General features: G+C 68.1%; 8 protein-coding genes and 1 riboswitch. Of the genes, 4 read left to right on the forward strand and 4 right to left on the reverse strand.

Features of this window, described 5'->3' with window-relative positions:
• Nucleotides 1-68: 68 nt before the first annotated feature.
• A complete protein-coding gene (locus tag Q7P21_RS15330) occupies nt 69-1,937 on the reverse strand; it encodes a ribonucleoside-diphosphate reductase subunit alpha (RefSeq protein WP_304164338.1) in 1,869 nt (622 codons plus the stop codon).
• A gap of 312 nt (nt 1,938-2,249) precedes the next feature.
• Nucleotides 2,250-2,435, forward strand: a riboswitch (yybP-ykoY riboswitch).
• 18 nt (nt 2,436-2,453) lie between these two features.
• Between Q7P21_RS15330 and Q7P21_RS15335 the strand changes: the two genes are divergently transcribed.
• Nucleotides 2,454-3,017, forward strand: coding sequence for a TMEM165/GDT1 family protein (locus tag Q7P21_RS15335; protein WP_304164431.1), 564 nt, complete (start codon nt 2,454-2,456; stop codon nt 3,015-3,017).
• On the opposite strand, the gene putA is transcribed toward Q7P21_RS15335, so the two are convergent.
• Nucleotides 3,014-6,124 carry a bifunctional proline dehydrogenase/L-glutamate gamma-semialdehyde dehydrogenase PutA gene (gene putA, locus Q7P21_RS15340; RefSeq protein WP_304177750.1) on the reverse strand — a complete coding sequence of 1,037 codons (3,111 nt, stop codon included), beginning with the start codon at nt 6,122-6,124 and terminating at the stop codon, nt 3,014-3,016. The genes Q7P21_RS15335 and putA overlap by 4 nt on opposite strands.
• An 83-nt stretch (nt 6,125-6,207) precedes the next feature.
• On the opposite strand from putA, the gene Q7P21_RS15345 reads away from it, so the two are divergent.
• Nucleotides 6,208-6,678, forward strand: a complete 471-nt coding sequence (locus tag Q7P21_RS15345; protein WP_304177752.1) for an Lrp/AsnC ligand binding domain-containing protein — start codon at nt 6,208-6,210, stop codon at nt 6,676-6,678.
• A gap of 102 nt (nt 6,679-6,780) precedes the next feature.
• Here the strand turns inward: Q7P21_RS15345 and Q7P21_RS15350 are convergent, their stop codons facing one another.
• Both Q7P21_RS15350 and Q7P21_RS15355 read right to left on the reverse strand, forming a co-directional pair.
• Nucleotides 6,781-7,980 carry an OmpA family protein gene (locus tag Q7P21_RS15350; RefSeq protein ID WP_304164347.1) on the reverse strand — a complete coding sequence of 400 codons (1,200 nt, stop codon included), beginning with the start codon at nt 7,978-7,980 and terminating at the stop codon, nt 6,781-6,783.
• 417 nt (nt 7,981-8,397) lie between these two features.
• On the reverse strand, nt 8,398-10,182 hold the full coding sequence (locus Q7P21_RS15355; protein WP_304164350.1) for a cation:proton antiporter: 1,785 nt from the start codon (nt 10,180-10,182) through the stop codon (nt 8,398-8,400).
• 124 nt (nt 10,183-10,306) lie between these two features.
• Here Q7P21_RS15355 and Q7P21_RS15360 point away from each other — a divergent pair, with 124 nt between their 5' ends.
• Both Q7P21_RS15360 and Q7P21_RS15365 read left to right on the forward strand, forming a co-directional pair.
• Nucleotides 10,307-10,801 (forward strand): copper chaperone PCu(A)C, encoded by a 495-nt coding sequence (locus Q7P21_RS15360; protein WP_304164352.1) that lies wholly within the window; start codon nt 10,307-10,309, stop codon nt 10,799-10,801.
• Between the two features lie 91 nt (nt 10,802-10,892).
• The coding region (locus tag Q7P21_RS15365; RefSeq protein ID WP_304177754.1) for an AMP-binding protein at nt 10,893-11,698 on the forward strand (806 nt) is incomplete at its 3' end.

The raw sequence follows: 11,698 nt of genomic DNA on the forward strand, positions 1-11,698 counted from the left end.
CGGCGCTCCCCCCGGAGCGCCGTCAGGCCTTCACCATGACCGGTTTGAGGGCCGGCCGCAGCCGGCTTCTACTGGCAGGCGAGGCATTCCTCGTAGTCGGTCTTCTCGCCATTGCTCATGTCGACCACGACGGCCATGCCCTCGCCACCCGCATGGGCGGCGCGCTGCACGGACTTGGAGCGCAGGTAGTAGAGCGACTTGCAGCCGCGTTCCCAGGCCTGCCAGTGCAGCATGTGCAGGTCCCACTTATCGACATCGCCGGGCAGGAAGATGTTGACCGACTGGGACTGGCAGACGTCCGGCGTGCGGTCGGCGGCGAGTTCGACGACCCAGCGCTGGTCCAGCTCGAAGGCGGTCTTATAGACGTCCTTCTCGTCCTGGCTCAGGCAGTCGAGGTGCTGGACCGAGCCCTCGTTCTCCAGGATCGAGTCCCAGATGGCCGAGGTGTTCTGGCCCTTCTCGTCGAGCAGGCGCTCCAGATAGGGGTTCTTGACCGCGAAGGAGCCCGACAGGGTCTTGTGGGTGTAGATATTGGCCGGGATCGGCTCGATGCCGGCCGAGGTGCCGCCGCAGATGATAGAGATCGAGGCGGTGGGCGCGATGGCGATCTTGTGGCTGAAGCGCTCCATGACCCCGCGCTCGGCGGCGTCCGGGCAGGCGCCGCGCTCGGCGGCGAGCGTCCGCGAAGCCGCGTCGCACTGGCGGCGCAGGTGCTTGAACAGCCGCATGTTCCAGGACTTGGCGAGCGCGCTCTCGAAGGGCACGTTCTGCATCTGCAGGAAGGTGTGGAAGCCCATCAGCCCCAGGCCCACCGAACGCTCGCGCTTGGCGGCGTAGACGGCGTTCTTCATTTCCGGCGGCGCGCGCTGGATGAAGTCCTCCAGCACATTGTCGAGGAAGCGCATGACGTCCTCGATGAAGGTCGGATGGTCGCGCCATTCCATGAAGGTCTCGGCATTGACCGAGGACAGGCAGCAGACCGCGGTGCGGTCATGGCCCAGGTGATCGACGCCGGTGTGCAGCATGATCTCCGAGCACAGGTTCGACTGGCGCACCTTCAGCCCCAGCTCGCGCTGATGCTGCGGCATGGAGCGGTTCACGGTGTCGGAGAAGATCAGATAGGGCTCGCCGGTCTGCAGGCGGATCTCGAGGATCTTCTGCCACAGGGTGCGGGCGTCGACCTCGCGCAGCACTTCGTTGTTCTTGGGCGAGCGCAGGCCGAACATGGCGCCGTCGCGGACGGCTTCCATGAATTCGTCGGTCACCGAGATCCCGTGGTGCAGGTTCAGCGACTTGCGATTGAAGTCGCCCGAGGGTTTGCGGATCTCGAGGAACTCCTCGATCTCCGGGTGGTGGATGTCGAGATAGACCGCCGCCGAACCCCGGCGCAGCGAGCCCTGGCTGATGGCCAGCGTGAGCGAATCCATCACCCGGATGAAGGGGATGATGCCGCTGGTCTGGCCGGCGCCCTTGACCTTCTCGCCGATGGAGCGGACCCCGCCCCAATAGGTGCCGATGCCGCCGCCGTTTGAGGCCAGCGCCACGTTCTCGTTCCAGACGCCCTGGATGCCCTCGAGGCTGTCGCCGACGGCGTTCAGGAAGCAGGAGATCGGCAGGCCGCGATCGGCGCCGCCATTGGACAGGACCGGGGTGGCCGGCATGAACCAGAGGCGCGAGATATAGTCATAGACCCGCTGGGCGTGGTCGGCGTCGTCGGCATAGGCCGTGGCGACGCGGGCGAACATGTCCTGGTAGCTTTCACCCTGGAGCAGGTAGCGGTCTTCCAGGGTGGTCTTGCCGAAATCGGTCAGCAGCGCGTCCCGCGACCGGTCGACCTCGACCTTGCGAACCAGCTGCAACTGGGGTCGATCAGCGCGCTCCGACGAGGCCTGAGCCGCTTCCGAGACCGTCCGCATAACCGCTTCGCTGCTGCTCATCGCCCAAAATCCAATTCAATCAGGAACTTCACGGACAGTGGCGTCCGATCCGCCCCACCCCCTACATCTTGTGGGCGGCGCAGGTCCGACACCCACTATATGGGGGCATAAGGGCTAATGACTCGTCAACGGGGGGAAGGGGTTGTCCCCCGGAGTTTTTCTTTAACGAGAGGTTAACGTCGCTTGACGGGGGTTGATCCATCAAGGTTTTCCGACGCGCCTGAGGCGAGACTCACGACAGTGTGACAAATCAACTCGGCGCCCAGCCTGGGCATTTTGAACTTGCCAGTTTCCAGGGCGGGCCCTATCCCCCGACGCGTCACTGGGGAGTAGCCGCCTGCGCGTATCAGCAGGGGGCGCGTCAACAAACTTGCCGAGGATCTCCTGGATCCGGGGCATGGCGCGTCCGACAGTTGTCTGGCGAGACCTTTGGCTTTCGTGCGTCGGTCCTGAGCGGGGTCGGCGGCGCGGAAAGCCATTGGTTATGCCCGACCCCGCCCCAGAGTGTGCGCCGTGATCAATCCCTTCTTCGTTTCCACCGGCCTGGTGGCCATCGCCGAGATCGGCGACAAGACCCAGCTGCTGGCCATGCTGCTGGCCGCCCGGTTCCGCAAGCCCGCGCCGATCATCGCCGGCATCTTCGTCGCCACCATCGCCAACCATGCCCTGGCCGCGGCTGTCGGCGTGGTGGCCGGCGATTTCCTCAATGGGCCCTGGATGAAGTGGATCCTGGGCCTCGCCTTCCTGGCTTTCGCCGGCTGGGCGCTGATTCCCGACCAGTTCGAGGACAAGGACGCGCCCCGGGAAAAGGCGGGCGCCTCGATCTTCGTGACCACGGTCGTGGCCTTCTTCTTCGTGGAGATGGGCGACAAGACCCAGGTGGCGACCATAGCCCTGGCCGCCCGCTTCCATCAGGTCTTCTGGGTCGCCGCCGGCACCACCGTCGGCATGATGCTGGCCAATGTGCCGGCCGTGTTCATCAGCGAGGCCGCCTCCCAGCGCCTGCCGTTCAAATATATCCGCTGGGCGGCGGCGGCCTCGTTCGCGGCCCTGGGCCTGTGGATCCTGATCTCAGGCTAGAGGTTCAACAGGGCCGGGTCCCCGCCCTGGGCGGCGATATTGACGCTGAGCGCCCGCTCGACGGCGAATCGCAGCAGGGCGTGGGGGCCACCAGCCTTGGGGCCGGTGCCGGACAGGCCCTCGCCGCCAAATGGCTGGACGCCCACCACCGCGCCGATCATCGAGCGGTTCACGTAGGCGTTGCCGGCGGGGACCGCGCGGCGGACCTCCTCGGCGAAGGCCTCGATGCGGCTGTGGACGCCGAGCGTCAGGCCATAGCCCTGGGCGGCGAGCGCGGCGGCGGCGGGACCGAGCTTGCCCGATTCGTAGCGAACCACATGCAGGATCGGGCCGAACACCTCCCGGGGCAGGAAGTCGGCCGAGGGAATCTCGGCCAGGACCGGTCCGAAGAAGCTGCCGCCGCCGGGGGCCGGAAGGGCGTGCAGCACCTTGGCCTCGGCGCCCAGGCGCTCCAGATGCGCCGCGAGCACGGTGCGCGCGTCCTCGTCGATCACCGGGCCGATATCGGTGCGCGGATCGGCGGGCTCGCCCAGCACCAGGGCGTCCATGGCCCCCTTGATCCCCTCGACCAGGCTGTCGGCGGTGTCTCGTGGCGCGAACAGAATACGCAGGGCCGAGCAGCGCTGGCCAGCTGAGCCGAAGGCCGAGGCGATCACGTCGTCGATGACCTGTTCGCGCAAGGCCGTAGTGTCGACGAACATGGCGTTGAGTCCGCCGGTCTCGGCGATGAACGGCAGGATCGGACCCGGTCGGGCCGCGAGGGTGCGGTTGATCGCCCAGGCGGTCTCCGTGCCGCCGGTAAAGGCGACGCCCGCGCAAGCGGGATGGGTGGTCAGGGCCGCGCCGACCGTGGCGCCCTCGCCCGGCAACAGGTGCAGCACCTCCTCCGGCAGGCCAGCCCGAAGGAACAGGCGGACGGCGGCGGCGGCGATCAGCGGGGTCTGTTCAGCCGGCTTGGCCAGCACGGCGTTACCGGCGGCCAGCGCGGCGGCGATCTGGCCGGTGAAGATGGCCAGGGGGAAGTTCCAGGGGCTGATGCAGACGAAGACGCCCCGGCCATGCAGGCTGAGCTGGTTCACCTCACCTACCGGACCCTTGAGGGTCTCCGGGCCGGCGAACTGACGCTCGGCGAGGTGGGCGTAGTAGCGGCAGAAGTCGGCCGCCTCCCGCACCTCGGCGACGCCATCGGCCAGGGTCTTGCCGGCCTCGCGGGCGCAGATCGCCACCAGCACCTCGCGGTGGGCCTCCAGTTCGTCGGCCATGGCGCGCAGGATGCGGGCCCGGGCGTGACCACCAAGGCCGTCCCAGGCCGGCTGGGCGGCCTGGGCGATGGAAAAGGCCGTATCGATCTGGGCGGTCTGGGATGGCCAGACCCGGCCAATGACCCGGGCGCGATCCGAGGGGGCGGTGCGCGGTTCGCCCAGGCCCTCGGTGATCTCGTCCCCGGCGACGATGGGACTGGCGCTGAGCGTTCCGGCGTCAAGGGCGGCGATGGAGAGGGTGAGTCGGTCCCGCTCGGCAGCCACCGACAGATCGATGCCCACTGAGTTGCGACGCGCCGAGCCATAGAGGTCGATCGGCAGGGGGATGCGCGGATGCGGCGCGCCGCCGGTCGCCTCCACCGCACCGATGGGATCGCCAACCACGGCCGAAACCGGGGTCTTCTCATCCAGCAAGGCATGGACGAAGGAGGTGTTGGCGCCGTTCTCCAGCAGGCGGCGGACCAGATAGGGCAAGAGCTCCTCGTGGCCGCCTACGGGGGCGTAGACCCGCAGTTTCAGGGCGCCATAGCGTTGGTCGGCGCCGGCATAGAGCGCCTCGCCCATGCCGTGCAGGCGCTGGAACTCCGGCTCCACCCCAGCCTGGCGCGCCATGTGCCGGACCGCCGCCAGGGTGTGGGCGTTGTGGGTGGCGAACTGAGGATAGAGCGCCGGCGAGGCGGCCAGCAGCACCCGGGCGCAGGCCAGATAGGACAGGTCGGTCGCCGCCTTGGTCGTATAGACCGGATAGCCGGGCAGCCCGTTCACCTGGGCCCGCTTGATCTCCGAATCCCAATAGGCGCCCTTGACCAGCCGCACCATCAGCCGGCGGCCGGTGGCCCGGGCGATGTCGGCCACGACGGCCACGGTGCGGGGGCTGCGTTTCTGATAGGCCTGGACCGCCAGACCCAGGCCGCGCCAAGTTCCCAGTTCCGGGGCGCGGGCCAGGCGGTCCAGCAGCTTGAGGGACAGGGCCAGGCGATCGGCTTCCTCGGCGTCGAGGGTCAGGTTGATATTGGCTTCGGCGGCGATCACCGCCAGCCGCAACAGGCGGGGATAGAGGTCGCCCCAGACCTTGTCTTCCTGGCGGGCCTCATAGCGCGGCGACAGGGCCGAGAGCTTCACCGACACCCCGTGGCCGGCCTCGGGCCCCTGGTCCCGGGCCTGGGCGCCCACGGTGCGCAGGGCCTGGGCGTAGGCGGCTTCGTAGCGGTCGGCGTCGAGCGCGGTGCGGGCCCCCTCCCCCAGCATGTCGAAGGAACAGACATAGCCGTCGGCCGCGGCGCGGCGGATCGCCAGCTCGATGGTGCGACCCAGCACGAACTGCTCGCCCATGATCTTGACGGCGCCGGCCACGGCCTGGCGGATCACCGGCTCGCCCAGCCGTCCGGCCAGACGGCGGATGAAGCCCGGCAGGTCGGCGGCGGCTTCCTCGTCTGGATCGATCAGCTTGCCGGTGAGCATCAGGCTCCAGGTCGAGGCGTTGACCAGCAGGCTGTCGGACCGGCCCAGGTGGCTCGACCAGTCGGCCGAGGCGATCTTCTCGGCGATCAGCCGGTCGCGGGTCCCTTCGTCGGGCGTACGGAGCAGGGCCTCGGCCAGGCACATCAGGGCCAGGCCCTCGCGGGTCGAGAGCGAGAACTCCTGCAGGAAGCTCTCCACCACCCCCTGTCGCCGCGCCCCGCGACGGGCCAGCCGCACCAGGGTCTCGGCCTCGTGACCGACCTCCTCGCGCTCATCGGGCGCCAGGGGCTGGCCGGCCAGCAGGGCGGTGGTCGCAGTGCGCTCATCGACGAACTTCTCGGCGTCGAGGGCGGTCAGGGCGTCAAGGAGGGCTTGGCTGATCATTCCATCGGAATATTGCCAAATTCGGCGAATGTCGTACGGAGTTATCCGCTGAATGCCGGTGAATTCACGAGAACTTGAGCCCTATGTCAAAATCCCTACGGCTGGACGATACGGACCGCCGCCTGCTGCGGGTGCTGCAGGACGATGGACGGATCAGCAATGCCGACCTGGCCCAGCGCTGCAACCTCTCGGCCTCGGCCTGCTCGGACCGGGTGCGGCGGCTGCGGGAGGAAGGCTTCATCACCGGCTATTCGGCGATTCTCGACCCCACCAAGGTCGGCCGCGACGTGTTGATCTTTGTGGAGGTGGTGCTGGATCGCACGACGCCGGATGTCTTCGAGAGCTTCGCTGCGGCGGCGCGCAAGGCGCCCGACGTGCTGGAGTGCCACATGGTGGCCGGCGGCTTCGACTATCTGATCAAGGCCCGCGTCGCCGACCTGGTCGAGTACCGCAAGTTCCTGGAAGAGGTGCTGGTGCGCATTCCGGGCGTCCGCGAGACCCGCACCTACGCCGTGCTGGAGGAGGTGAAGTCCTCCACCCGGCTGCCGATCTGAGGCTCGCCGATCGGGTCTGGGGCGACCTGATCCCCAAACGCAAAGAGCCCGGTCTTGCGACCGGGCTCCAGCTTAGTTCGGCGAACCTGCCGAGGATCGAGATCAGAAGTTGATGTCGATCGTCGAGCGGCGGTTCAGAGGTTCCTTGACGCCGTCGGCGGTCGGAACGGCGAGCATGGTTTCGCCCTTCCAGTCGACTTGCAGGGCGGTCTGAGGAACGCTCAGGCCCACCAGGGCGTCAGCCACGGCCTTGGCCCGACGTTCCGACAGGCGGACGTTGTAGGCCGGCGAGCCGGAGGTGTCGGTGTGACCGACGACGATCACGCGGGTGGCGTGGCCGGCGTTGGCGTAGTTCGCGGCTTCCGAAACCACCGTCTGGGCTTCCGGCGTCAGCACGAACTGATCGAACGGGAAGTAGACGATGAATTGCTTGGCCTCATACGCCGGCGGAGGCGGCGGGGGAGGCGGCGGCGGGGGAGGCGGCGGGGGCGGGGGAGGCGGCGGCGGCGGCGGCGGCGGCGGCGGGGCGGCGGCGAAGGAGTAACGCAGGCCCACGGTCACCGATTGGTCGCTGTAACGGCCGGTGAAGTCACCCGGTTGCAGCGTGGAGGTGCCACGCGAAGCCAGGCTCATGTCGGCGCCGCTCAGATAGCGGTAGGTCAGGTCGACGTTCAGACGATCCGTGGCCTTCCAGGCCAGACCGCCGAGCAACTGCCAGGCGAAGCTGGAGTCGTCGTCGTTGACCGTGAGGTTCTGGATGCCGGGGTTCGTCGCCGAAACCACGCCCGTCACGTTCGAGAACTGACCCACGATGGCGTCAGCCTTGACGTGATTGATGCCGACGCCAGCGCCGACGAAGGGGTTGATCGCCGAGTCAGGCATGATGTCGTAGATGACATTGCCCATGACGGTCCACGACACGATGCTGCCCGTGGGCGCGCCGCAGTTCGGAGCAGCCGCCGTGCGCAGCACGCCGGGGGTGCAGAGACCCGTCACAACCTGATTGGCGCCGCCGCGGAACGAATCCACGTCGCCGGAGCGATAGCCCCCTTCGAGTTCAACGCGCCAGTGATCGTTCAGCTGATAGCCGAGACGGGCGAAACCCGCCCAGTCATCCTTTTGCTTCAGATCCCAGGTGTAGGGCGCGCCAGCGGCGCTGTTGTTCGACGAGGTCATCTCGCCCGCGTCGGGCGTGTGATAGCCAAGGTCAACGGCGCCGTACCAGCCCGGTTCTTGCGCAGCAGCGCCGGACGCGGTGAACACCGCAGCCAGGGCGGCCCCTGCCAGAAGTTTGAATTTCATATTCAGAGCCCTCTCTTGCCCTGTGCTGCGGCCTAATGACCCAGCACCTCTCCACCATATATCAGGGAGGAAGCTGTGCGAAAGTGTCGCCAAGGCAACACTACCCGCCATTCTCCCGGTCCCCACGAATTAGTCGCCAGAACGCTACACAATAAACCCTGCTCCAGGCAACGCCGGGACCAGGGATAAAGCAGATTCAAATCTTGGAGACGCGCGCTTGGCGCTCGCCACCGACCGGAACCTCCACTTGGGAAAGACGCCTTCGCAACAACCCGAAGGCCTAACGTCGAACCCCGGTCCCGGTTCCAAGAAATCCAAGCCCTTGGGCGCGACCGCCTCACTTGCGACATAGAAGGCGCGTTTGAGGATCATCACAATCGGGTTCGCCCCTGCGTGGAACTTGGTTAAGTCCGACCCTCAGGTCTTGAGGGGCCGCCGATAGCGCCGCGCCCGGCCGCCCAGCGCCTCGGGCCGGTTCAGCTCCTTGCGAATCTCATCCCGGCGCTCGTGGATCGAGGCGATGATCAGCCCCATCGGCACGCCGATCTCGACCAGCACCGCCTCCGACAATTGCAGACTGGCTTCGACGGTCTCCGGCACCGCGTCCGTGGCGCCCAGCTCATAGAGCCGGGCTGCGTGGCGGGCGTCGCGGGCCCGGGCGACGATGGTCAGGTCGGGTCGCATCTGGCGGGCGGTGGCGACGATCGCCTCGACGCCTTCCGGCGAATCCATGGTCACGACCAGGGCCGAAGCGGTCTCCAGGCCACAGCGCTTGAGGAATTCCGGCCGGGCGGCGTCGCCATAGAAGATCTGCTCCCCCGCCCTGCGCCCCGCTTCCACCAGGCGCGGATCACGCTCAGCCGCCACCCAGGGGGTCTCGTGGCGTCCCAGCATGTCGCCGACCAGCCGCCCCACCCGGCCATAGCCGACCACCAGGACACGGGGCGTTTGCGGATCACCGGCCGGCGCGGGTTCGGCGGCCATGGTGTCGGCGGCAAGCTTGCGGCCGCCGAGCTTCAAGCCCAGGGCCGCGAGCGCCGGAATGCACATCATCGACAGGGTCGATGAGACCAGGATGGTCTGGCCCAGCGACCGGTCCACGACGCCGTCGCCCATGGCCTGGGACAGGATCACGAAGGCGAATTCACCGCCGGCCGCCAGCAGCAGCGCCGATTCGAGCGCCCCGCCCCAGGTCAGGCCGAACAGCCGGCCAAGACCGAAGACGACGCTGAAATTCAAGATCACCACGCCCAGGGCGACCCCCAGCACCAGCCAGGGCTGGGCGGCCAGCAGCGACAGGTCGAGCCCGATGCCCACCGACAGGAAGAACAGGCCCAGCAGCAGACCCTTGAACGGCTCGATGGTCACCTCGACCTCGTGACGATACTCGGTCTCGGCCAGCAGCAGTCCGGCGATGAAGGCGCCCAGCGCCATGGACAGGCCGGTCACCGCGCTGATCAGGCCGGCGCCCAGCACCACCAGCAGGCAGGCGGCCATGAACAGCTCTTCGCTCTTGGCGCGGGCCACCGATTTCAGCATCGGGCGCAGCAGCAGGCGGCCAAAGGCCACCAGGGCGATGATCCCGCCCACGGCCGGGGCCAAGGCCAACAGCAACTTGGGCGAAAGGGTCTGTTCCCCGCCGCGTCCCAGCAGGGTCAGGGTGATGAGGATCGGGGCGACGGCCAGGTCCTGGAACAGCAGCACCGAGAAGGTGGCGCGACCGGCCGGGGAGTGCTGGCGCTTGGCCTCGGTCAGGATCGGCATGACCATGGCGGTGGAGGACAGGGCCAGGCCGGCGCCGATGGCGGCGGCGGCCGTGGGCGGCAGGCCCAGCAGCATGGCGGCGGCGGCGATCACCGCCAGGGACAGGCTGACCTGCAGGGCGCCCATGCCGAACACGAAGCGCCGCATCAGCCGCAGGCGTTCCCAGGACAGCTCCAACCCGATCATGAACAGCAGGAACACCACCCCGAACTCGGCGAGCTGGGCGACCTCCTGCGGATTGTCGATGGTGAAATAGCCGAGCCACGGGGCCACATGGGTGAGGGCGCCCAGGCCGAAGGGGCCCAGCACCACGCCGGCGCTGATGAAGCCCAGGATCGGGCTGATCTTCCAGCGACGGAACAGCGGCACGACCACGCCGGCGGTCGCCAGGAACAGCACGATGTCCTTATAGCTTCCGGGCGAGACGTGGCCTTCCATGCGAACTCCTTGGCGGTATGGGCCCACTATGCCCGCTAAGCCCGCCCTTGCGGAACCCGACTTCGCACGCCTAAGACGCCCCGCGGCCCGTCCTGTTCCTTGGCGCGGCCCCAGGAGCCCGCTCATGCGATCCGCCTTCCCCGCCGCCTTCGCCGCGACCGCCGTCCTGCTCGCACCCGCCGCCCACGCCGCCGCCAAGGCCAGCGCGGTCGAGGTCGTTCAGCCCTGGAGCCGGCCGGCCGCCGTCGGAACCAATGGCGCCGGCTTCATGACCCTGACCAATCACGGCAAGGCGCCTGAGACCCTGATGTCGGTGGAGACGCCCGCCGCGACCCAGGCCCAGATGCACCAGACCTCCATGGCCGGCGGGATCATGTCGATGAAGCGGCTGGACGCAGGCCTGGCCCTCGCGCCCGGCCAGACCGTGACTTTCGCGCCGGGTGGCTACCACCTGATGCTGATCGGCCTGACCAAGGCGCTGAACGCCGGCGACAAGGTTCCCGCCACCCTGGTGTTCGCCAGCGGCGCGCGGATCAAGATCGCCTTCCTGGTGGGCTCCGGTCCCCAGGCGCCCGGCGCCATGCCGATGGACATGCCCATGGACCACATGCGCCACTGATCCGGCCCGTCGCGGCCGGGCGCGCCGTTGACTTGGCGCGGGGGCCTGCGGCTTATGCCCTCCATATTTTTTTGATTTATGGAGAATGCCCGTGGAGGCTTGGAATTACGCCAACCTGTGGGAAACCGTCGCCGCCGCGACGCCCGACCGCCCTGCCCTGATCCATGGCGAACGCATCATCAACTGGCGGGATTTCGACCGCCGCGCCAATGCCCTGGCCGCCCACATGGTCGGCGCCGGCCTGACCCGGCAGTCCAAGGTCGCCGCCTATCTCTATAACGGCCCGGAGTACCTGGAGAGCTACTTCGCCGCCTTCAAGGCCGGACTCGTCCCCTTCAACACCAACTACCGCTATGGCGATGACGAGCTGATCTATCTGTTCGACAACGCGGACGCCGAGGCCGTGGTGTTCAACGCCGCCTTCGCCGAGATGGCCGGCAAGGTCAGGGGCCGCCTGCCCAAGGTGAAGACCTGGATCTGCGTGGCCGAAGCCGGCCAGCCGGTTCCCGACTGGGCCGTGGACTATGAGGCGATCGTCGCGCCCGGCGCCGAGCGATTCGAAGCCGCCTGGGGCCGCTCGAGCGACGACCTGCTGTTGATGTACACCGGCGGCACCACCGGCATGCCCAAGGGCGTGATGTGGCGCCAAGAGGACCTGTTCAAGGCCCTGGGCGGCGGGGCGAACCTGTTGCTGGGCCTGCCGCCGCTGGAGACCGTCGCCGAGGCCGGGGTTCGCGCCAAGGCCGCCGCCGCCGGGGCGCCCGACCCGGTCATCACCATTCCGGTCGCGCCCCTGATGCACGCCACTGGCCAGTTCATCTCCATGGGCAGCCTGGTGGCGGGGTCGGCCGTCGCCACCCTGGCCTCGCGCCGTTTCGATCCGGCCGGCCTGTTCGA

The sequence above is a fragment of the Phenylobacterium aquaticum genome, from assembly GCF_947378715.1.
GTDB classification, from domain to species: domain Bacteria; phylum Pseudomonadota; class Alphaproteobacteria; order Caulobacterales; family Caulobacteraceae; genus Phenylobacterium; species Phenylobacterium aquaticum_A.